The sequence below is a fragment of the Sphingomonas sp. LHG3406-1 genome (assembly GCF_029637485.1).
GTDB lineage: Bacteria > Pseudomonadota > Alphaproteobacteria > Sphingomonadales > Sphingomonadaceae > Sphingomicrobium.
In genome coordinates this window covers 1,385,763-1,406,591 of sequence record NZ_CP069128.1, presented here as the reverse complement: position 1 = coordinate 1,406,591, position 20,829 = coordinate 1,385,763, and the positions used below count along the sequence as shown (strand labels likewise).

Below are 20,829 nucleotides of genomic sequence, written 5' to 3'. Positions count from 1 at the left end.
TCGCCCGGACGTCGCCCGTCAAGCTGCACCGTCCTTCACCAGGCAGGCACTCGGTCCGAGCGGCGCCCGGCACTTTGCCCGGCAGGCCCGTGTCCTCCGCATGGGGCGGCGGCACGGTTATAATCCAACGCTTGCCAGGTCCGCCTGATGGAAAGCCTGCCCGACACGGGAAGGCTGGCGGCAAACTTGACCGAGCACGAGAAGGACTGCCTGACTTTATGGCCACTGTTGCCAATCCCACCCGTGACGATTTCGCCGCGCTCCTCAACGAGAGCCTCGGCGGCGAGAACGAGGCCTTCGAGGGCCGCGTCGTCATCGGCACCGTCACTGGAATCGAAAACGACCTCGCGGTGATCGACGTCGGCCTCAAGAGCGAGGGCCGCGTTCCGCTGCGCGAGTTCGCTGCCCCCGGCCAGAAGGCCGAGCTGAAGGTCGGCGACCAGGTCGAAGTGTTCGTTGATCGCGTCGAGAATTCGCAGGGCGAAGCGATGCTCAGCCGCGACCGCGCCCGCCGCGAAGCCGCCTGGGACAAGCTCGAGGGCGAGTTCGCTGCCGAGAAGCGCGTCGAGGGTGTCATCTTCGGCCGCGTCAAGGGCGGCTTCACTGTCGACCTCGGCGGCGCCGTCGCCTTCCTTCCGGGTTCGCAGGTGGACATTCGTCCGGTCCGCGACGTCCAGCCGCTGATGGATCTCCCGCAGCCGTTCCAGATCCTCAAGATGGATCGTCGCCGCGGCAACATCGTCGTGTCGCGTCGGGCCATCCTCGAAGAGACCCGCGCCGAGCAGCGTTCGGGCCTCATCCAGAGCCTGGCCGAGGGTCAGGTCATCGACGGCGTGGTCAAGAACATCACCGATTATGGTGCCTTCGTCGACCTCGGCGGCATCGACGGCCTGCTGCACGTTACCGACATCAGCTACAAGCGCGTCAACCACCCGAGCGAGGTGCTCGAGATCGGTGGCAGCGTGAAGGTGCAGATCATCCGCATCAACCGCGACACCCAGCGCATCAGCCTCGGCATGAAGCAGCTCGAGAGCGATCCGTGGGAAGGCGCCACCGCCAAGTATCCGGTCGGCGGCGTGTTCCAGGGCCGCGTGACGAACATCACCGAATATGGTGCCTTCGTCGAGCTGGAAGCCGGCATCGAGGGCCTCGTCCACGTCTCGGAGATGAGCTGGACCAAGAAGAACGTCCACCCGGGCAAGATCGTCAGCACCAGCCAGGAAGTCGAGGTCAAGGTCCTCGAGGTCGACGGCGAGAAGCGCCGCATCAGCCTCGGCCTCAAGCAGGCCCAGACCAACCCGTGGAACGACTTCGCCGAGAAGCATCCGGTCGGCAGCCAGGTCGAGGGCGAAGTCAAGAACGCCACCGAGTTCGGCCTGTTTATCGGTCTCGACGGCGACGTCGACGGCATGGTCCACATGTCGGACATCGCCTGGGGCGTGTCGGGCGAGGAAGCGCTGCAGCTTCACCGCAAGGGTGAGACCGTCCAGGCGGTCGTGCTCGACGTCGACGTCGAAAAGGAGCGCATCAGCCTCGGCATGAAGCAGCTCGAGCGTGGCGGCGTCGTTGCCGCCGGCGCGACCGGTGGCGACGGCACCCGCAAGGGCGAGGTCAAGACCGTTACCGTGCTCGAAGTCATGGACGGTGGTCTCACCGTTCAGGTCGGCGACGATGGTCCGACCGGCTTCATCAAGCGCTCGGATCTCGGCCGCGACCGCGACGAGCAGCGTCCGGAGCGTTTCCAGGTCGGCCAGAAGTTCGACGCCCAGGTCACCGGTACCGACCGCAGCAAGAAGCCGACCTTCTCGATCAAGGCGATGCAGATCGCCGAGGAGAAGCAGGCCGTCGCCCAGTACGGCTCGTCCGACTCGGGTGCGTCGCTCGGCGACATCCTCGGCGCGGCTCTCGAGCGCGCCAACAAGAAGTAAGCACCATGCTCCTCCCCTGTCCTCGGTCCGCACGGCCGAACGGCAGGGGAGGGGCCGTGCCTTCTCCCGACAAGCAGGATTTAACCTTAGTGCGCGGGCACTTGCGGTAGGGTTCAACATCTGACAGCTTGTGTTTCGCGGGTGGGGGCCCGTGAGTGACAGCGTAAGCGGGTCCAGCGGGCCTGCCGGTCAAGCAATCAAGCGGGGACGCGATGATCCGTTCGGAATTGGTGCAGAAGCTCTGCCACGACTTTCCCGATCTCACCCAGCGCGAGATCGAAGTGGTCGTCACCGGCATCTTCAACGAGATCACGGCCCAGCTCGCCAAGGGCGGCCGGGTCGAGCTGCGCGGCTTCGGCGCCTTTTCGACCCGCCAGCGCGACGCCCGCACCGGCCGCAACCCGCGTACCGGCGAGCAGGTCGAAGTCGACGCGAAGAAGGTGCCTTACTTCAAGCCGGGCAAGGAAATGCGCGAACGGCTGAACCTCGGCGAAGTCACCGCCGAATAGCTACGCCGCCGCAGCGTCCAAGCGCAGTCCCGCGGCGACGTCGGGCGCCACGCAGGACAGCCTCCACCTCGTGACGTCGCCGCTCAGCCCTGCGTGGCCGCGATCAGGTTCATGAAGTTGCGCGCCGCATCCCGGTCCGCCGCATCCGGAAAGGCCACGTCAAGGTCCGGCGCGCGTCCCAATATGTAGAGCAGTGACCATAGGGCGAAGCGCCGGTCGCGATCGGTCTCGAGCCCGAGGTCTACCGCCAGCCGCTCGGTCCCGGCTTCCAGGGCATCGGGCGGGATGGCAGACAGGTCGGCGGTGCCGAAGGTACGGTGCAGAAGGTCGTCGAGGTTCATGGCGCCATCCAGGGCCGCGAGCCGGGGATCAGCCCCGCTTGGCCCGGGCCTCCTCGATCGCCGTCTTGAGCAAGTCATAGCCGACCGCGCCGTTGAACACCTTGTCGCCGACAATGAACATGGGCGTGCCGCTGGCGCCGAGCTGTTGCGCGACCTGGAAGTTGCGGCGGAGTTCGGCGTCGATCTCGGCGCTCGTGGGGATGGCGGCGGGCAGCCCGACGGCTTGCGCCGCCTGAGTGAGCGTCGTCTGGCTCGGCCGGCCGGCGGCATAGAGCGTGTCGTGGAAAGCCTTGTGCCGGCCGGCCTTGCTCGCTGCCAGGCTGAGCCGGGCGGCCGCTTCGCTGTCGGGCCCGAGGATGGGAAATTCGCGGTAGACGACCCGGAGCTTCGGATCTTCCTTCACCAGCCGGTCGATGACCGGAAGGGAGGCTTTGCAATAGCCGCAGGCATAATCGTAGAATTCAACCAGGGTGACGTCGCCGTCGCTGGCGCCCTCCCACGAAGAGCCGAACGGCGTCTCGAGGAACTGGCGGTTGGCGGCGAGGACCGGCTCATGCTCCTGCGCCTTCAGCGCGTCGGCGGTCTCGATCAGCACCTGCGGATTGTCGATCAGCGCCTGGCGGACCAGCCGGTCGGCCCATCCGCTCTGCACTGCGCCGATCCCCAGCAGGACCGTCGCCACCGCACCGCCGGCGGCGCCGACCAGTGCCGCGCCCCAGCCACTTACCCCTTTGCCCTCGCTCACTTCTTGCGCCGCCCCTTGCGATCCTTTTCCACTTCCGCGCGGGATACCATCGCAATGTCCTGGGCGCGAAGGAAATCGGGGGTGCCCTGCGGAATGCCCTTGAGCGCCCGCTCGGCACTGGCGAGCGCGAGCTTCGGTTCGCCCTGCAGGCTGTAGCGCTCGGCCGTCGCCAGCGCGGCGCGGGGAAGGTCGCCCTTGGCGGAATAGATCATGCCGAGCTGATACCAGGCGAAGGGCTGCTCGCTGTCGCGCCCGATGGACGCCTTGAGCACCCGCTCGGCTTCGGACAGATTGTCGGTCTTCTCTGTTGCCAGCAGCGCATGCCCCAGCATCGCCTGGATCATCGGCTGGTCCGGCGCCCGCGCCACCGACTCCCGCAGCGGCGCAAGCGCTTCCGTCGGTCGGCCGCTTTCGAGCAGGATCTGGCCCTTGAGCTCCAGATAGAAGGGGTCCTGCGGCGCGGTGGCGAGCAGGGCGTCGGCTTCCTTGATCGCCGCATCCCGGTCGCCCATGCGGTGGTATGCATAGGCGCGGGCATAATGGGCCGGGATGCTGGTGTCCGACTTGGGATAGGTGCGCAGCACCGCTTCCTTGTCGCTGATGTAGCCGATCAGCTTGGCCCGCACGCGCTGGAACCGGGCCTCGACCGCCGGGTCGGTCGGGCGGCTCCAGGCCGGGTCCTTCTGGTAGAGCTGGGTCAGCGAGGCGACGCGCTCGGACGACAGGGGATGGGTGCGGTTGTAGCTGTCGGTCGCATAGACGGCGAGCCGATACTCCTGGTTCTGCAGCTTCTTGAAGAACTGGATCGAGCCCTGGCCGGAGATGCCGGCACTGCCGAGATAGGCGGCGCCCGCGAGGTCGGCGCTGGTCTCCTGCGCGCGGGTAAAGGAAAGGAACTGGCTGAGCGCCACCTGCTGGCCGAGCGCCATCGCGCCCATCGCCGCGTCGCCCGCGCCCGCCGCCATCGCCAGACCGCCGAGCACGAGGCTGAGGATGCTGATACCGGTCGCCTGCTTGGCACCTTCCGCGCCGCGCAGCGCGTGGCCACCGGCGATGTGCCCAAGCTCGTGGGCGATGACGCCCTGCACCTGATTGGCATTGTCGGCCTGGGTGATCAGGCCCGAATGGATATAGACCGCCTGTCCAGCGGTCACGAAGGCGTTGATCTCGGGATCGTTGATGAGGACGATCTTGACGTTCTTGGGGTCGAGCTGGGCCGCCTCGATCAGCGGCTTCGACATGTCGGCGAAGAGCTTCTCCGTCTCGCTGTCCCTCAGGATCGTCTGCGCGGCGGCCGGCTGGGTTGCGGCAAAGACGGCAGCGAGAAAGAGCATCAGCCAGCGGCTGAGCGGATCTAGGCGTCGCATGGACGTTCCCCTCCGGCACAACGGCTGAACGGGGGGTGACTGGCGCGCCCGCCTTGGCGTAAGGACATGTCTCTTCCTGACACATTTCATATGATTGCCGCCAGCTTGAACCTCTTCCAGACCTTTACCGCTCACGTGAACCGGGCGATCGACGAGCTTGCCGCAGCCGGCAGCCTGCCGGCCGGCCTGCCGCGCAACAATGTCACGGTCGAGCCGCCGCGCGACGCCTCGCACGGCGATCTCGCGACCAATGCCGCGATGGTCCTCGGCAAGCCCGCGGGCACCAATCCGCGCGCGCTCGCCGCCCTGCTCGTGCCGAAGCTCGAGGCCATTCCGGGCGTTGTCGCGGTCGAGGTCGCCGGTCCCGGCTTCATCAACCTGCGGCTGGACGGGAACGTCTGGCGCGAGGAGCTCCGGCGCATCGCGGCCGAGGGCGACCGCTACGGTCTCAGCGACATCGGCCAGGGCCAGCGCGTCAACGTCGAATATGTCTCGGCCAACCCGACCGGCCCGATGCACATGGGCCATTGCCGCGGCGCGGTCGTCGGCGACGCGCTTGCCCGGCTGCTCGCGGCGGCGGGCTTCCAGGTCACCAAGGAATATTACGTCAACGACGCCGGGAGCCAGGTCGACACGCTCGCCCGCTCGGCCCACCTGCGCTACCGCGAGGCGCTCGGCGAGGACATCGGCGACATTCCGGAGGGCCTCTACCCGGGCGACTATCTGAAGCCGGTCGGCGCCCTGCTCGCGGCCGAGTTCGGCAGCGCCATGGTCGGCAAGCCGGAGGCCGAGTGGCTGCAGGCGTTCAAGCAGAAGACGGTGTCGGCGATGATGGACCTCATCCGCCACGACCTTGCCCTGCTCGGGGTCGAGCACGACCTCTTCTCCTCCGAAGCCGCGGTGGTGGCGAGCGGCGCGGCCGATCGTGCCGTGGCGGCGCTGCGCGACAAGGGACTCGTCTACGAAGGCGTGCTGGAAGCCCCCAAGGGCAAGTCGGTCGAGGATTGGGAGCCGGTCGAACTGACCCTGTTCCGTTCGACCCAGTTCGGCGACGACCAAGACCGGCCGATGAAGAAGTCGGACGGGAGCTGGACCTATTTCGGCGTCGATGCCGCCTATCACCTGCAGAAGCTCGAGCGGTCGGACAGCCTCATCAACATCTGGGGCGCGGACCATTCGGGAACGGTGAAGCGCACCCGCGCGGCGGTCGAGGCGCTGGCCGGGCGCGACGCGCTCGACGTCAAGCTGGTCCAGATGGTGCAGCTGCTGCGCGCCGGTGAGCCGGTCAAGATGAGCAAGCGGGCGGGCAATTTCGTCACCCTCGCCGATGTCGTGCAGGAAGTCGGCAAGGACGTGGTCCGCTTCATCATGCTGACCAAGCGCCCCGACACGATGCTCGACTTCGACTTCGCCCACGTGGTCGAGGCGTCGAAGGACAATCCGGTCTTCTACGTCCAATATGCCCATGCCCGCGTCGCCAGCCTCAAGCGCAAGGCGGCCGAGGCCGGACTTGCGACCGGCGCGGCGGACCTGTCGCTGCTCGACGCGGAGGAACTCGGCCTGGTGCGCTTCGCCAGCCAGTTTCCGCGGGTGGTCGAGGGTGCCGCGGTGGCGCACGAGCCGCACCGCATCGCCTTTTACCTCTACGAACTGGCGGCCGCCTTCCACGCTTTGTGGAACCGCGGCAACGACGATCCGGGCCGGCGTTTCCTGATCGAGGGCGATCCGGCGCTGAGTGCCGCACGTCTCGCCCTTGCCGACGCAATTGCGCAGGTGATCCGCAACGGACTGACCCTGATGGGCGTAGAAGCGGCAGAGGAGATGCGCTGAGCGATGCGGCTGACGAGCGAGCGCCTGCCGTGGCTTCCCGACGAGCCGCCGGTGACGGCGCCCGCAAGCCCGGACGTTCGCGCCAAGCCCGTCGGCCGCGCCATGTGGCCCTGGTATCTGCTGCTGTTCCTGCTGGTCGCCATGGTGGCCGTCGGCGCCTGGTGGCTGAGCACCGGCCAGCGTGACGCCGCGCCGCCCGAACTGCCGGCCGAGACCGCCATCCCGGTTCCCGTCAACCGCCCGGCCGAGCCGATCGCTCCGGCTGCACCGCCTGCTGAAGCCGCCACCGCTCCCGTCGAGGCCTTGCCCGCCCAGCCCGCACCTCGTGCCCCGGCGACCGATCGTCGGCAGGCGGAGCTACGCGTGGAGCGGCGCTCCAGCAGCGACGCCCGCGTGGTCCGGCGCCCCGTCTTCCCCGCCGACGAGCCGGCCATTTCAGCGCCGCCACAGACCGGTGCCTCGCCCGCGATCGTCTTCAATCCAAACCCCGATCGCGGCCGTGTGGTCCAGCTCGGTGCGTTTCCGAACCGCGCCCAGGCCGAAGAGACCTGGCGCCGGGTCACCCGCCGCTACCCCTATCTCGCCACCAAGCCCAAGATGGTGAACTCGGTCGACGTCCGTGGGCTCGGCGGCGGCCGTCCGACCCGCATGTATCGATTGCAGCTCGGTACCTCTTCGCAAGCCCAGTCGGTTGTCATATGCCAGCAGCTTGAAAGAGCGGGGCAGTCCTGCGTGGTGGTGTACTGATTCATGGCGACGTCGCGGGGAGTTGAGGGAGAGCCATTGCCATGGCTCGAGCCGGTCGAGGACGAGGATGAGCCGCCCGCTCTGTCCGCGCGCAAGATGCTTGCAGCGATCCTCGTCGTGCTGCTGGCCGCGGCCTTGGTCGCGGGAACGCTGTACTGGCTCGGCCAGCGGCAGGGGGCTGAAGGCAGCGGTCCGCCCGAGCTGATCCGCGCCGAGCCGGGCCCGGTCAAGGTCAAGCCCACCGATCCGGGCGGGATCGACGTCACCGGCGACAGCGAGACCGCCTTTGCCACCGGTGCCGGCGAGAAGGTCGACGGCCAGATCGACCTCGATGCCGTGCCGGAGGAACCGGTCGCGCTGCCCAAGGCGAGGCCGGCCGAGCCCGCCCCGGCCGCCGAGGCGGAGCCGGCCGACCCGGCGCCGCCGGCGGCTGCGGCCGTGCCATCCGGAAGCAGCGTGCAGCTCGGCTTCTTCGGCACTGCCGCCGAGGCCAATGCCGCCTGGGCGACCCTGTCCGGTCGCTTCCCGGCAATCGCCGGCGCAAGCAAGATCGTGGTGCCCTACCAGCGCGGTCAGCGCCTGCGCGCCGGCTTCGCCAGCCCGGCTGAGGCGCGCGCCGCCTGCCAGCTGCTCAAGGCGGCGGGCGATGCCTGCTTCGTGGTCCGCTAGGGCGATGCAGGCAGCCATTTACGGCCTCTCGGGGCTCGTGCTCACCGCCGAGGAGCGCGCTTTCTTCCTTGAGGTCGATCCCGCCGGCTACATCCTGTTCGCCCGCAACTGCGGCGATCCGGAGCAGCTCAAGGGCCTGACCGCGTCGTTGCGCGACCTTCACGGCCGCGCCGACCTGCCGATCCTGATCGATCAGGAAGGCGGCCGGGTGATGCGGATGAAGCCGCCCGTCTGGCCGGCACTGCCGCCTGGCGGCGTGTTCGACCGCCTCTACCGCACCGCGCCATCGAGCGCGATCGAGGCCGCAAGGCTCAACTCCCGCGCCATCGGCCTGCTGCTCGCCAGCCACGGCATCAACGTCAATTGCGCGCCCATGCTCGACGTGCGGCAGCCGGACGCGGACCAGATCGTCGGCGATCGTGCCTATGGCACCGAGCCGATGCAGGTGGCGGCGATCGGCCGGGCGGTGCTCGACGGCCTCGCCTCGGCCGGGGTGATCGGGGTCGTCAAGCACATGCCGGGCCACGGACGGGCGACCGTCGACAGCCACAAGGAGTTGCCGCGCGTCACCGCATCGGCCGAGGCACTGGACGTCGACCTGGAGCCGTTCGAGGCGCTTCGCGACGCGCCGATGGGCATGGTCGCGCACATCCTGTTCGAGGCCTGGGACGCGGAGCATCCCTCCAGCCAGTCGCCTTTCATTATCGAGGAGATCATCCGCAAACGCATCGGCTTCGCCGGCCTGCTGATGACCGACGACATCGGGATGGAGGCGCTGTCGGGGTCGGCCGGGGAACGCTCGGCGGCCGCTCTCGCCGCCGGCTGTGACCTGACGCTCCACTGCTCCGGCAAGTTCGACGAGATGGTCGACGTCGACGCTTATGTCGGCGCGATGACCGTGGATGCCGAGGCGCGCCTCGCCCGGGCGATGGCGGGTGCGCTGCTCGGCGGCGCCGACGGTCCCGACTTCGCCGAAGCCGTAGCGGTCCGCGATGAGCTGCTGGCGCTGGCTTGAGGCGGCATGAGCCTGCTCCCGGCGACCGATGAGCCGCTTCAGCTCAGTCTCGGTGCCTGGGAAGGACCGCTCGACCTGCTCCTGAGCCTCGCGCGGGCGCAGAAGGTGGACCTCAAGCACATCTCCATCCTGCAACTGGTCGAGCAGTATCTCTCCTTCCTCGAGGGCGCGAAGGCGCTGAAGCTTGAGATCGCCGCCGACTATCTCGTGATGGCCGCCTGGCTCGCCTACCTGAAGTCCTGCCTGCTGCTGCCCAAGGACCCCGAGCAGGACCCAAGCCCCGAGGAGCTGGCCGCCCGATTGCAACTCCGCCTGCAACGGCTCGACGCGATGCGCGAGGCTGGTGCGCGGCTGATGGCTCGCGACCGGCTCGGCCGCGACGTCTTCCTGCGTGGTGCGCCCGAGGGCCTGCGGCAGGTGCGCAAGGCGAAGTGGGAGGCCTCCCTGTTCGATCTTGCCGCCGCCTACGGCCTGGTCCGCGCCCGCTCGGCGCCTGTCATGCACGTCGTCGCCCGCCGCGCGGTGCTGACGCTGGAGGAAGCCATCGAGCGGGTGTCGGCGCTGGTCGGAAGCGCGCTCGACTGGACCCGGCTGGAACGGTTCGTCGCCGCCAGCACCGATCCGGTCTTCGCCCGCTCCGCGCTCGCCTCCTCCTTCGTCGCCGCCCTCGAACTGGCACGGCAGGGGAGGGTGGAATTGCGCCAGTCCGAGCCCTTCGCGCCGCTCGAACTGCGGCGGGCCGGCTGATGGCCACCGACTTCGTCCGCGCGGTCGAAGCCGTGCTGTTCGCCGCCGCCGAGCCACTTGGCGCCTCCGACATCACCGCCTACGCCGGCGAGGGCGACGTTGCGGCCGCGCTGTCCGAACTCTCGGCCCTCTACACCGATCGCGGCATCCGCCTGGTCGAGCGCGGCGGCAGCTGGCACTTCGAGACGGCACCCGACCTTGCCCACCTCCTTCGCCGCACCCGCGAGGAGCCGCGCCGCCTGAGCCGCGCCGCAACCGAGACGCTCAGCATCATCGCCTATCACGAGCCGGTCAGCCGCGCCGAGATCGAGGCCATCCGCGGCGTCCAGACCGCCAAGGGCACCCTCGACGTGCTGATGGAGGCGGGCTGGATCCGCCCCGCCGGTCGCCGCGAAAGCCCGGGGCGGCCCTTGCTCTACGCCACCACCGCCGACTTCCTGACCCACTTCGGGCTCGCCAGCCGCCGCGACCTGCCGGGCATCGAGGACCTGCGCGCCGCCGGCCTGCTCGACCCGATCGACGAGGCCGTCCTCAGTCTGCAACTGGAAAGCGGCGGCGAAGACGACTAGATAGCCGTCAACCAACGGAGTTTTTTCATCATGGGCGGCTTCAGCCTGATCCACTGGCTCATTCTCGGAATCGTGATTCTGCTGCTGTTCGGCGGCAATCGCTTCTCCGCGATGATGAGCGACGTCGCCAAGGGGCTGAAGAGCTTCAAGCAGGGCCTCAGCGAGGACGACGAAGAACAGAAGCGCAAGGCGGAAGAGGCGCGTCGTCTCGGCAGCCCGGAGCGCCCGATCGATGTCTCGCCGAACCGCTCGGCTGCCGATCCGGTCGCGCCGCCGCCGTCCGATCACACGCCGCGCTGACCGGATCCTAGCGCCGCATGTTCGGCGTCGACACCACCGAACTCCTGATCGTCGCGCTGGCGGCGCTGATCTTCATCGGGCCCAAGGAATTGCCGGGCGCGATGCGGACGGTCGGCCGCTGGGTCGGGCGCGCACGCGCCCACGCCCGCCACTTCACCGCCGGCATCGAGAACATGATGCGCGAGGCGGAGCTGGAGGAAATGGAGAAGCGCTGGCGGGAGGAAAATGAGCGGATCATGCGCGAGCATCCGGTCGCGCTCCCCTATGTCGGCGCGAGCGAGGAGCTTGGCGCCGGTTCCTCGACTATGCTCGGGACGAACGAGCCGGGGGATGACCAGAACACCCCGGCGCCGCTCGTGCCGGGTGACGCCGAGGCGCGCAACCCGCCCGCGCCGACCCTCGACGACGAACCTCCGCTCCCGCTGCCCGAGCCCGAGCACCACCGGCGGGAACTCCCGTGAGGGACATCGACGAGACCAAGGCGCCCCTGTTCGACCATCTCGTCGAATTGCGGAAGCGGTTGCTCATCTGCGTCGCCGTCCTGCTGGTCGCCTTCTTCATCTGCTATTATTTCGCCCGGCCGATCTTTTCCGTGCTGGTCCAGCCGCTGAAGGACGCCGGCGAGACGCGGGTCATCTACACCGACGTGTTCGAGGCCTTCTGGGTGCAGGTGAAGGTTGCGCTGTTCGCCGCCTTGATGGTCTGCTTCCCGGTGATCGCGACCCAGGGCTGGCGGTTCGTCGCCCCCGGCCTCTACGCCAAGGAGAAGAAGGCGGTCCTCCCCTTCCTTCTCCTCACGCCCGTCTTCTTCGCGGGCGGCGCCAGCTTCGCCTACTTCCTTGCCATGCCCTGGGCGCTGCACTTCCTGCTCGGCTTCCAGGGCGATGTCGGCGGCATCGACCAGGAAGCCCTGCCGGCCGTCGGCAATTATCTGAGTTTCGTGACCCGCTTCCTGTTCGGCTTCGGCGTCGCCTTCCTGCTTCCGATCCTGCTGATGTTGCTGGAGCGGGCCGGGCTGGTGACCCGCGAGCAACTGGCGGCCAAGCGCCGCTATGCCATTGTCGGCGCCTTCGCGGTCGCCGCGGTGCTGACACCGCCGGATGCCATCAGCCAGTTCATGCTCGCTGTGCCCCTGTGGCTGCTCTACGAAAGCGCTATCATCGCCATCCGCGTGACCAATTGGCGGGCCGCCAGACGCAAAGCGGGCCCGAAATCGTCACCGGGGGGGGGGAGGGTTGACGATTCCGGGCCCGTGTAAGCGGACAGCGAGAGCGGGGGGGCAAAAGGTCGCTATCCGAAGAAGAAAACGGTGCATCCGGATTGGGGTTCCAAATGGCGCAACACTTTTTTTCTGAATCCGGATTTCGTGGCCTGCCGGCCGCGCGTCAACGCGGCGGAAAGACCGGAAGGTCGACGCTGTAATGGCCCGGAGCGCGTTCAAGCGTGGAACGCAGCTGCTTGGCGAGGCCGGAGATGATCCGCTCAAACTGCTGATTCTCCGGGTCGTTCTCCGCGGCTTCCGGCGATGTCCCGGTGGCGAGGGTGAAGCGAGCAGTGAGCGCGCCGGTCCGGCGAAGGGTCAGCGTGATCGGCGTCTCGGGGCTGGCCATCATCGCATTCTCGACGATCTCGGTCGTCAGGAAGGCCGTCGCCACCGCCACGTCCTGGGTCGTGTTGAGGCTTTCGAGATCCAGCCTCACGTCTAGCCCGCGGGCGCTGTCCGGCGCACTGCCGCGCAGATTGGCGGCCAGTTCGCTCAACAGCGGCCGGAGCGCGATGCCGCGGTTTTCCTCCAGCTCGGCATAATGGTTGCGGTGCACGACCGCGAGCGCGTCGACCCGGCGGCCGATCGAGGAATAGGCATCCTTGGCATCCTCGCTCTTGGCGCTGCGCCGGTGGATGTTGAGCAAGCTGGCCACCACCTGCAGGTTGTTCTTCACCCGGTGGTGCACCTCGCGCACCAGCTTGCGCTGGCCTTCGAGGGCATCGGCCATGTCCTTCTCGCTGCTTTCGATCCGCGCCACCGCGCGGGCGAAGGAGGCCCCGAGATCGCGGATCTCGATGGCCGAGCCGAGGCGGTCGGGAAGCTCGAGTGCACCGCTGCCCGGCTCATGCGCGCCGATCGCCTTCTGGATGCGGCGCAGCGGTTGCAGAAGGAAGGTGCGGACGACCAGCCAGCTCAGCACCGCGGCGACGATCCACATGAGCACCGGCAGCAGGATGACCAGACGGTCGATCGATTCCACCTGGCCCGACGTCACGTCGGCCCGAACTTGCAGCTGCCCTCCGGCGATCGCTTGCTCGATGGTGACGATGGAATGGTCCAGGCCGATTGCCGGAGCCTGGACCGGCGCCGATCCGATCCGCAATTCGCTGCCGCCGTCGGTGATCCTGAGCGTGGTGGTTCCCGCACGGGCAGCCACCAGTGCGGCGCGAAAGGCCTCGCGGTTGATCGAGCTGGTGGCCGAGCCCCCCAGCACGCCGACGCGATAATGCAGCCGCCCGCCGTCGGGGGAGAGCCACAAGCGGGCTTGTCCGGGAGCGACCAGCAGGTTCGGTCGGCTGTCGCCGGTCGGCTCTCCTCGGTTGCACAGGACGGTGCCAACGGGATCGGTGACAAGGAAGCTGCCAGGCGTGCTCGGCGCGCTGCTCAGCGCCCGCCTGAGGTCCTCGCAAGGATCGCCGGAGCCGTCGAGGGCGCCGTTGGCGGCGATGCGGAGGGCAAGGACGTTGCGGGCGATCAGGCTGTCGATGGCACGGATGGCCAGCCGGCCCTGGTCGTTGGCGCGGGCCGACAGCGCCTGATTGGCCTGGTTGATCCCGCTGGTCGCCGCAACGATCAGCACAAGGCCGAGGGGAAGGATCGCTGCGGACAGCAGCAGCAGCAGCTTGCCGGCCGTGGGGAGCTGCTGGAACCAGGCTTTGACGTTGGACATCGTCTGCAGCGGGCGCGTTCGCGACGCCCGGGTCAGCTCAGCTTGCCGAGGAGGTCGAGGAAATCGTCGGGAACTTCCTCTCGCAGTGCCTCGTCATAGGCGCTGCGGAGAGCCTTGCCGACATCGTCGGAACCAGCACCCCGCCGCTTGGCGGACGTTTTCTTCAACGTCTTGTCGTCCGCTGGACCATGGTTGCTATTCTCTGCACTCAACCCCTTGGTCCCCTCCCGCCGAATTGTCGCTTGGCGCAAATGGCTGTTCCTCATGACACGAGCTCTTGCGGCCCGCCCCCGTAAAAGTCGGGCAGCCGCCTCGTCCAACAAGGGGCTGCCCGCACACGAAACCAAATCGAGACAACTTTGTTCCAGCTGGCGTAACAATCGTTGCCGTCCTCAGCCTGCAGCCGAAAAGCGGGGCCGCGTCAGGGTTGCAGTTTCATCGAGGCGCTTCCAATAGGGTCGTCGAGATTAAGAATAGGAGCACAGAGACACGATGTCGCTAGGCCAGGAACTTGCGCCGCATTTGCCATTCCTGCGGCGCTATGCCCGCGCGCTCACCGGCAGCCAGACTCACGGCGACGCCTTCGTTCGCGCGACACTGGAAGCCATCGTCGCCGCTCCGGACAGCTTTCCGCGTGAAGTCGAGCCGCGGCTCGGCCTCTACAAGACCTTTCACGCCATCTGGTCGACCGCCAACATCGAAGAGGGCGGCGATCTCGGCGCGGGCTCGTCCGGCAATCCCGAGGCGATCGCCCAGGCCCGCCTCAGCCGGATCACGCCACTGTCGCGTCAGGCCCTGCTGCTGACGGCGCTGGAGGGCTTCTCCTCGTCCGATGCCGGCTATCTTATCGCCGCCAGCCCAAGCGACGTCGACAATCTGGTCCAGGAAGCTCTGTCCGAGATCGAGCGGCAGACCCTCGCCGACGTCCTCATCATCGAGGACGAACCGATCATCGCCATGGATATCGAGACCATCGTCCGTGACCTCGGCCACACCGTCACCGGAGTCGCCGTGACCCGCGACGAAGCCGTCGCCCAGGCGCGTGCCCACCCGCCGGGGCTGGTGCTGGCCGACATCCAGCTGGCCGACGATTCAAGCGGCATCGATGCCGTGCGCGACATCCTGGCAGAATTCTCGGTGCCGGTGATCTTCATCACCGCCTTCCCGGAGCGGCTGCTGACCGGCGCCCGTCCGGAGCCGACCTTCCTCATCACCAAGCCTTTCCAGCGGGCGACGGTGAAGGCGGCGATCGCCCAGGCCCTGTTCTTCGATGCGGCGACCGTTCCAGCCGGTTGATGCACCGGCGGCGGGGGAACTCTGGTTCCCATCGTTGCGTTGGCGCTTCGAAACTTCTCGGAGCGCCAATTTTCCATGAACCAGAATGAACCGGAACATCTCACCGGAACCGAAGCGCGCGCCGGTACGACTCCGGGTGTCGCGCGGGTGGCACTGATCGGCGGGCTGAGCCTTGTCATCCTGGCGTTCGCCATCATCTATTTCGTGGCCGGTTGAGCGGAGCGGCAGCATGACGCACATCGCAGGCGCTGCCGTCAACAATCAGGCAAGCAGTCGGGGACAAGTGAGCGACGAAATCGACGATCAGCCGGCAGAAGCGGCACGGGCGGAGCCCGTTCCTCTCTCGGACCCGGAATTCAAGGTTCAGCTGGCGCAGGTCATCCCGCACCTGCGCGCCTTCGGCCGCTCGCTGTCAGGCAGCCGCGACCTCGCCGACGATCTGGTGCAGGAGACCTTGCTGAAGGCGTGGGCGGCGCGCAAGCGCTTCCAGGCAGGCACCAACATGCGCGCCTGGACCTTCATCATCCTTCGCAATCTTTTCCTCAGCCAGATGCGGCGCGCCCGCTTCAAGGGCGAGTGGGACGAGATCACCGCCTCCAAGCTGCTCGCCGCGCCGGCCAGCCAGGACCGGCACGTCGAGCTGGGCGACATGCAGCGGGCGCTGTTGCACCTGCCGCAGCCGCAGCGCGAAGCGCTGATCCTGGTTGGCGCGGGCGGCTTTGCTTATGAGGAAGCGGCCGAGATCTGCGGCTGTGCGGTCGGTACGATCAAGAGCCGCGTCGCGCGCGGCCGTGTCGCGCTCGAGCAATTGCTGAGCGGCGGGAAACTGCCCAGCCGGCGCCAGCACAAGACCGATCCTGACACGACCGCACTTGCCCAGATCATGGGCGAGGTCGACGAACTGGCCGGTCACCGGGGCTGATCGCGGCTTCTCCCGCCATCCTTCCGGCAGCTACAAAAAGGGCTCCAGCTTCCGCCGGAGCCCTTTTCCTTTTCGTCCGGCCTTCACCGGAAAGGGTGTCACCCCAGTCTTGCGAGCAGCTCGTCGAAGGCACGGTCGCTTCCGCCCTGAGGGACAGAGGCAAACGCCCGCCGAAGAGCAGCGGTGACACCGGCATGTGCAGGCGGTAGCTCGACCCTGATGATGCGTCGATCCAAGTCCTGGTTCGTTTCTACCGCCGCCGCCGTCTCTTTGGATGCGGAATTCATTTGGCTGCTCAACGCAGAAGCAGTCCAATCGTTGCCCCTCTGTTGCGGAGCAGACATTGGATGGCGGTGAGCGTGGGCCATCTGCAACAGGTGCGGGCCGGAGCGGTCCAGCGGGCTGAACGCTGGTCGCCCTTCCTCCGCGGCCTCTGCGAACGTCACCCCGATCTGGTCGCCGCCTTCGTGTCGGACGGCAGCCAGGCGGCGCTCGAGGCCGTCACGGTGGGCGGGGCGGCAGCTGCGACGACCGGCCGCCGGCTCCGCATCGAGCGGCAGCGACTGGCGCTCGCCACCGCGCTCGGCGACCTCGCCGGTGAGCTTTCGCTCGAAGCCGTCACCGCCGCTTTGTCCGACTTCGCCGACCATGCGATCGACGAAGCGCTGTCCGCCGCCATCCGCGAACGCTTCCCGGATGCGGTGCCCGGCGGAATGACGGTGCTCGCGCTCGGCAAGCTCGGCAGCCGTGAGCTCAACTACAGCTCCGACGTCGACCTGATCCTCCTCTACGACCCCGACAGCCTGCCGCGCCGCCCGCGCGACGAGCCGGCCCAGGCCGCGGTGCGCTTCGGCCGCCGGCTGATCGAGCTGCTGCAGGAACGCGACGCCGACGGCTATGTCGCCCGTGTCGACCTCCGCCTGCGCCCCTCGCCCGAAGCCACCCCCATCGCGCTGCCGGTCGAAGCCGCCATCTCCTATTACGAGAGCAGCGCCCTGCCGTGGGAGCGCGCCGCCTTCATCCGCGCCCGCTGCTGCGCCGGCGACGAGGCGCTCGGGGAGCGCTTCCTTGCCGAGATACGCCCGTTCGTCTGGCGCCGCGCGCTGGACTTCGGCGCCATCGACGAGATTCGCGCCATCTCGCTCCGGATCCGCGATCATTTTGCGCAGGGACAGGCCTTCGGACCCGGCTACGATCTCAAGCGCGGCCGCGGCGGCATCCGCGAGGCGGAATTCTTCACCCAGGTCCAGCAGCTGGTCCATGGCGGCCGCGAGCCGGCGCTCCGCGCACCCGCCACCCTCGATGCCCTCTCCGCGCTGGCCGAGGCCGGCCGGCTCGACCCGCAGCAGGCGGCCGCCATCGCCGACGCCTATCGCGCGCTCCGCACCGCCGAGCATCGAGTCCAGATGATCGACGACCGGCAGGAGCATCGCCTGCCCGAAGGCGAGGCGCTCGAGACCGTGGCGCGGCTCGCCGGCGAGCCCGACAGCCGCGCCCTGCTCGCCCACCTCGTGCCACATGTCGAGCGGGTCGGCGCCGCCTTCGACAGTTTGGTCGAGACTGGCGGCGAGACCCTGTCCAACGATCCCGACCTCCTCCGCGCCGAGCTGCAGGCAATGGGCTGGCCCGACCCCGCCGAGGCCGCGCGCCGGATCGCCGACTGGCGGAGCGCGCGCGCGCGTTCCCTCCGCTCCCCCGCCGCCCGCCGCGCCTTCGAGGGCATGCTTCCCGCGTTGCTGCCCCGGATCGCCGCCGCGCCCGACCCCATGCGTGCGCTCAACCGGCTGAGCGACGTCATCGAGCGTCTGTCGAGCGGGGTGAACTTCTTCCGCTTGCTCGAAGCGCGACCGGCGCTCGCCGACATGCTGGCGCTGATCCTCGCCCAGGCGCCGGCGCTCGCCGACCAGCTCGCCCGACGGCCAACCCTGCTCGACGGGCTGATCGACGAAAGCAGCTTCGCCGCGCCGCCCGATGCCGACATGCTCGCCAAGCTGTTCGCCGGCGCCGTGCGCGGGGAGGGGCTGGACCAGGCGCTCGACCGCATCCGCCGGCTGGTCGGCGAGCGCCGCTTCGCGCTCGGCGTCCAGCTCGTCGCCGCCCACCGCGACCCGATCGCCATCGCCGAAGGCTATAGCGCGCTTGCCGAGGCAGCCGTGCGGGTCCTGGTCGACCGGGTCACCGACAGCTTCGCCGAGACCCACGGCAGGATCGACGGCGGCGAACTGGCGGTGCTCGCCCTTGGCCGGTTTGGCGGGCAGGCGCTGACCAACGCCAGCGACCTCGACCTCATCTTCCTGTTCGACGCACCCGAAGGCGCGCGCTCCGACGGCCGCCGCCCGCTTGGACCCACCGACTATTTTAACCGGCTGGCGAGCCGCATCGTCGCCGCTCTGTCCGTGCCCACCGCGGCGGGCCCGCTCTACGAGGTCGACACCCGCCTCCGCCCGCAGGGGGCGCAGGGCATGCTCGCCGTCAGCCTGCCGGCCTTCGATGCCTATCAGCGATCCGATGCCTGGACCTGGGAGCATCTCGCCCTCTGCCGCGCCCGTCCGCTGACCGGCAGCGCCCGGTTCCAGGCCCGTGTGCGGGAGGCCATCCGCGCCATCCTCACCATGCCCAGCGACGCCGCCACCGTGCGATCCGATGCTGCCGCCATGCGCCGCGAGATGGCGGCGCACAAACCGTCCTCCGGTCCCCTCGACGTCAAGCTCGGGCCCGGCGGGCTGGTCGACCTCGAATTCGCCGTCCACACGCTCCAGCTCACCAGCCACATCGGCCTCGACCCGCGCCTCGAGGTCGCCATCGCGGCCCTTGCCGAGGCCGGGCTCCTCGACCAGGCGACCGATTCGGACCTCCGTCTTCTCAGCCGCTTCCTGGTCGTATTTCGCCTGGTCGCGCCCGGGTCCGGGCGCGAGGTACCGCTGGCCAGCCGCACCCTCGTCGCAAGCCTGTGTGGACAAGGCGATTGGGATGCGCTGTTGGCCGCGCTGGACGTGGCGCGGGCACGCATTGCCGAGCGCTGGCAACGGGTGAGGGAAGGCGAGAAATGATCGAGGAAGGCGGACGGGCACCGGCGCTCAGGCTTGCGACCACGGACGGGCAGGACATCGACCTCGCCGCGCCGGGCGGCAAGCTGGTGCTCTATTTCTACCCCAAGGACGACACGTCGGGCTGCACTAGGGAAGCGCAGGACTTCACGGCGCTCGCCGGTGACTTCGCCGAGGCCGGGACCAGGATCGTCGGCATCTCGCGCGACAGCGCCAAGAGCCACGACAAGTTCATCGCCAAGTACGAGCTCAAGGTCCCGCTCGCCGTCGACGATGGCGCGGTCAGCGAAGCCTTCGGCACCTGGGTCGAGAAGAGCATGTACGGCCGCAAGTACATGGGCATGGAGCGCGCCACGTTCCTGATCGGCGCCGACGGCACGGTGCTCAGGGCCTGGCGCAAGGTGAAGGTCCCGGGCCATGCCTCCGAAGTGCTGAAGGCGGCGCAGGGGAGCTAAGAACCGGGCCGATTGTTACGGTTCCATGACGGAACTCTTCGGCACCGATCGCTTCGATCTCTGGCCGCACCTCGCCTCCCTGCTGCTCGCCTATGTGCTGGCGCTGCCCATCGGCTGGAACCGCGAGCGGGAGGAACGAAGCGCCGGGTTGCGGACCTTTCCGCTGGTCGCAGTGGCCGCCTGCGGCTTCTTCCAGGCGGCGGAGACCATGGTCGGCGACTCGCCCGAAGCCACCGCCCGGGTCATCGAGGGCCTGATCACCGGCATGGGCTTCATCGGCGGCGGCGCGATCCTCAAGGTCAGGGACAGCGTCAAGGGAACGGCCACCGCTGCCAGCCTGTGGGTGACCGGTGCCATCGGGCTTGCGGTCGGTCTCGGGGCGATCGACGTCGCGGTGGTCCTGACCGTCATGGCCTTCATCACGCTATACCTGCTCGCGCCGCTCAAGAAGATGGTCGAACATGATCCCGACCGGGGCTCCGGACGCGAGTAATACGGACCTTTGGAAGGGCTGGCTTTCCGACCTTCTCCCCACTATCTCGCGCCCAAGCGCAAGAGGATTGAGAATGGCCGAGTTCACGCTTCCCGCCAACAGTGTCATCAAGGGCAAGGGCCGCCAGTACAAGGCGGAAGCCGGTGCCAACCGGGTCAAGACGTTCAAGATCTACCGCTACGACCCCGACACGGGCGAAAATCCGCGCTACGACAGCTACGAGGTCAACCTCGACGAATGCGGGCCGATGGTCCTCGACGCGCTCATCAAGATCAAGAACGAACTCGATCCCACGCTCACCTTCCGCCGCTCCTGCCGCGAGGGCATCTGCGGCTCCTGCTCGATGAACATGGACGGCCGCAACGGCCTCGCCTGCACCACCGCAATCGAGGATGTGAAGGGCGATCTTCGCGTCACCCCGCTGCCGCACTGCGACGTCATCAAGGACCTCGTCCCCGACTTCTCCCACCTCTACGCCCAATATGCCTCGATCCAGCCATGGCTGAAGACCGCGACGCCCGAGCCGAGCGGCAAGGAGCGGCTGCAGAGCCCCGAGGACCGTGAGCGGCTGAACGGCCTTTACGAATGCATCATGTGCTTCTGCTGCTCGACCAGCTGTCCCAGCTACTGGTGGAACGGCGACCGCTTCCTCGGACCCGCCATCCTGCTCCAGGCCTATCGCTGGCTGGCCGACAGCCGCGACGAGATGACCGGCGAGCGCCTCGACCAGCTCGAGGATCCGTTCCGCCTCTATCGCTGCCACACGATCATGAACTGCGCCAACGTCTGCCCCAAGGGGCTCAACCCGGCCAAGGCCATCGCCGAGACCAAGAAGCTCATCGCGGAGCGCGCGGCCTGAGCAATCGCCCCTGATCGGTTCAGGGGCGCTTCCATTTCCGATTGCAGCAGGTCT

General features: G+C 68.2%; 23 protein-coding genes. 18 read left to right on the top strand and 5 right to left on the bottom strand.

Going from position 1 to position 20,829, the window contains the following annotated elements:
• Nucleotides 1–218 precede the first annotated feature (218 nt).
• Together rpsA and JOY29_RS06960 are read left to right on the top strand one after the other, a co-directional pair.
• On the top strand, nt 219–1,928 hold the full coding sequence (rpsA, locus tag JOY29_RS06965; protein WP_300975451.1) for a 30S ribosomal protein S1: 1,710 nt from the start codon (nt 219–221) through the stop codon (nt 1,926–1,928).
• A 212-nt stretch (nt 1,929–2,140) separates the two neighbouring features.
• Nucleotides 2,141–2,437, top strand: coding sequence for an integration host factor subunit beta (locus tag JOY29_RS06960; protein WP_300975450.1), 297 nt, complete (start codon nt 2,141–2,143; stop codon nt 2,435–2,437).
• A gap of 83 nt (nt 2,438–2,520) precedes the next feature.
• On the opposite strand, the gene JOY29_RS06955 is transcribed toward JOY29_RS06960, so the two are convergent.
• The 3 genes from JOY29_RS06955 to JOY29_RS06945 are packed head-to-tail and all read right to left on the bottom strand — an operon-like array spanning nt 2,521 to nt 4,890.
• Nucleotides 2,521–2,778 carry a hypothetical protein gene (locus JOY29_RS06955; RefSeq protein ID WP_300975449.1) on the bottom strand — a complete coding sequence of 86 codons (258 nt, stop codon included), beginning with the start codon at nt 2,776–2,778 and terminating at the stop codon, nt 2,521–2,523.
• A 28-nt stretch (nt 2,779–2,806) separates the two neighbouring features.
• On the bottom strand, nt 2,807–3,523 hold the full coding sequence (locus tag JOY29_RS06950) for a DsbA family protein (protein ID WP_300975448.1): 717 nt from the start codon (nt 3,521–3,523) through the stop codon (nt 2,807–2,809).
• Nucleotides 3,520–4,890 (bottom strand): M48 family metalloprotease, encoded by a 1,371-nt coding sequence (locus JOY29_RS06945; protein ID WP_300975447.1) that lies wholly within the window; start codon nt 4,888–4,890, stop codon nt 3,520–3,522. The genes JOY29_RS06950 and JOY29_RS06945 overlap by 4 nt, the downstream gene beginning before the upstream one ends.
• Before the next feature lie 105 nt (nt 4,891–4,995).
• On the opposite strand from JOY29_RS06945, the gene argS reads away from it, so the two are divergent.
• The 9 genes from argS to tatC are packed head-to-tail and all read left to right on the top strand — an operon-like array spanning nt 4,996 to nt 12,025.
• Nucleotides 4,996–6,720 carry an arginine--tRNA ligase gene (argS, locus tag JOY29_RS06940; protein ID WP_300975496.1) on the top strand — a complete coding sequence of 575 codons (1,725 nt, stop codon included), beginning with the start codon at nt 4,996–4,998 and terminating at the stop codon, nt 6,718–6,720.
• Nucleotides 6,721–6,723: 3 nt separating this feature from the next.
• Nucleotides 6,724–7,467 (top strand): SPOR domain-containing protein, encoded by a 744-nt coding sequence (locus JOY29_RS06935; RefSeq protein ID WP_300975446.1) that lies wholly within the window; start codon nt 6,724–6,726, stop codon nt 7,465–7,467.
• A 36-nt stretch (nt 7,468–7,503) separates the two neighbouring features.
• Nucleotides 7,504–8,136 (top strand): SPOR domain-containing protein, encoded by a 633-nt coding sequence (locus JOY29_RS06930; RefSeq protein ID WP_300975445.1) that lies wholly within the window; start codon nt 7,504–7,506, stop codon nt 8,134–8,136.
• A 4-nt stretch (nt 8,137–8,140) separates the two neighbouring features.
• Entirely contained in the window at nt 8,141–9,151 is a 1,011-nt protein-coding gene (gene nagZ / locus JOY29_RS06925; protein ID WP_300975444.1) for a beta-N-acetylhexosaminidase, read from the top strand.
• 6 nt (nt 9,152–9,157) lie between these two features.
• Nucleotides 9,158–9,898 (top strand): ScpA family protein, encoded by a 741-nt coding sequence (locus JOY29_RS06920; RefSeq protein ID WP_300975443.1) that lies wholly within the window; start codon nt 9,158–9,160, stop codon nt 9,896–9,898.
• Nucleotides 9,898–10,467 carry an SMC-Scp complex subunit ScpB gene (gene scpB, locus JOY29_RS06915; protein WP_300975442.1) on the top strand — a complete coding sequence of 190 codons (570 nt, stop codon included), beginning with the start codon at nt 9,898–9,900 and terminating at the stop codon, nt 10,465–10,467. The genes JOY29_RS06920 and scpB overlap by 1 nt, the downstream gene beginning before the upstream one ends.
• Nucleotides 10,468–10,497: 30 nt before the next feature.
• Nucleotides 10,498–10,767 carry a twin-arginine translocase TatA/TatE family subunit gene (gene tatA / locus JOY29_RS06910; protein WP_300975441.1) on the top strand — a complete coding sequence of 90 codons (270 nt, stop codon included), beginning with the start codon at nt 10,498–10,500 and terminating at the stop codon, nt 10,765–10,767.
• A gap of 17 nt (nt 10,768–10,784) precedes the next feature.
• Entirely contained in the window at nt 10,785–11,228 is a 444-nt protein-coding gene (locus tag JOY29_RS06905; RefSeq protein ID WP_300975440.1) for a twin-arginine translocase subunit TatB, read from the top strand.
• Complete coding sequence (gene tatC, locus JOY29_RS06900; protein ID WP_300975439.1) at nt 11,225–12,025, top strand: twin-arginine translocase subunit TatC; 801 nt, start codon at nt 11,225–11,227, stop codon at nt 12,023–12,025. The genes JOY29_RS06905 and tatC overlap by 4 nt, the downstream gene beginning before the upstream one ends.
• Nucleotides 12,026–12,152: 127 nt before the next feature.
• Here the strand turns inward: tatC and JOY29_RS06895 are convergent, their stop codons facing one another.
• Both JOY29_RS06895 and JOY29_RS06890 read right to left on the bottom strand, forming a co-directional pair.
• Nucleotides 12,153–13,703 carry a histidine kinase dimerization/phosphoacceptor domain -containing protein gene (locus JOY29_RS06895; protein WP_300975438.1) on the bottom strand — a complete coding sequence of 517 codons (1,551 nt, stop codon included), beginning with the start codon at nt 13,701–13,703 and terminating at the stop codon, nt 12,153–12,155.
• Nucleotides 13,704–13,735: 32 nt separating this feature from the next.
• Complete coding sequence (locus JOY29_RS06890; protein WP_300975437.1) at nt 13,736–13,870, bottom strand: NepR family anti-sigma factor; 135 nt, start codon at nt 13,868–13,870, stop codon at nt 13,736–13,738.
• A gap of 325 nt (nt 13,871–14,195) precedes the next feature.
• Between JOY29_RS06890 and JOY29_RS06885 the strand changes: the two genes are divergently transcribed.
• From JOY29_RS06885 to JOY29_RS06855, 7 genes are all read left to right on the top strand, one after another.
• A complete protein-coding gene (locus JOY29_RS06885; protein ID WP_300975436.1) occupies nt 14,196–14,999 on the top strand; it encodes a response regulator in 804 nt (267 codons plus the stop codon).
• A 75-nt stretch (nt 15,000–15,074) separates the two neighbouring features.
• On the top strand, nt 15,075–15,215 hold the full coding sequence (locus tag JOY29_RS06880; protein WP_300975435.1) for a hypothetical protein: 141 nt from the start codon (nt 15,075–15,077) through the stop codon (nt 15,213–15,215).
• A gap of 67 nt (nt 15,216–15,282) precedes the next feature.
• On the top strand, nt 15,283–15,921 hold the full coding sequence (locus tag JOY29_RS06875) for a sigma-70 family RNA polymerase sigma factor (RefSeq protein ID WP_300975434.1): 639 nt from the start codon (nt 15,283–15,285) through the stop codon (nt 15,919–15,921).
• Between the two features lie 353 nt (nt 15,922–16,274).
• A complete protein-coding gene (locus JOY29_RS06870) occupies nt 16,275–18,971 on the top strand; it encodes a bifunctional [glutamine synthetase] adenylyltransferase/[glutamine synthetase]-adenylyl-L-tyrosine phosphorylase (protein ID WP_300975433.1) in 2,697 nt (898 codons plus the stop codon).
• Entirely contained in the window at nt 18,968–19,423 is a 456-nt protein-coding gene (locus tag JOY29_RS06865) for a peroxiredoxin (RefSeq protein ID WP_300975432.1), read from the top strand. Before JOY29_RS06870 ends, JOY29_RS06865 begins: the two co-directional genes overlap by 4 nt.
• 25 nt (nt 19,424–19,448) lie before the next feature.
• Nucleotides 19,449–19,916 (top strand): MgtC/SapB family protein, encoded by a 468-nt coding sequence (locus JOY29_RS06860; RefSeq protein ID WP_300975431.1) that lies wholly within the window; start codon nt 19,449–19,451, stop codon nt 19,914–19,916.
• A 73-nt stretch (nt 19,917–19,989) separates the two neighbouring features.
• Complete coding sequence (locus JOY29_RS06855) at nt 19,990–20,775, top strand: succinate dehydrogenase iron-sulfur subunit (protein WP_300975430.1); 786 nt, start codon at nt 19,990–19,992, stop codon at nt 20,773–20,775.
• Nucleotides 20,776–20,829 lie beyond the last annotated feature (54 nt).